Below are 279 nucleotides of genomic sequence, written 5' to 3' on the forward strand. Positions count from 1 at the left end.
TATCATTCCCTGAGATGTTTGGTATAATAGCATCGGTTCCTGTCACTTGGTTAGCAACACTATTGTCTTCAGCTACTGGTGGTACTTCATCATAAGTTACCGTGATATTCGCTGCATTTGATGTATTTCCCTCTGCATCTTCTACTGTATAAGTAATCGCTGTTGGATCCGTGGTGAAACCTACTTCTGGTGTAAAAGTTAATACGCCTGAGGTATCTACACTCCATGTCCCTTCGTTTGGAACGACTAAAGTCGTCTCTTGAGTGCCTGGAGTTGATG

1 protein-coding gene is annotated in these 279 nt (G+C 42.7%); it reads right to left on the reverse strand.

The window, feature by feature from the left end; translation table 11 throughout:
* A partial coding sequence (locus V6246_RS18415; protein ID WP_341561886.1) for an Ig-like domain-containing protein occupies nucleotides 1-279 on the reverse strand: 279 nt, incomplete at both ends.

It is taken from the genome of Algibacter sp. TI.3.09 (genome assembly GCF_038154905.1).
GTDB lineage: Bacteria > Bacteroidota > Bacteroidia > Flavobacteriales > Flavobacteriaceae > Algibacter.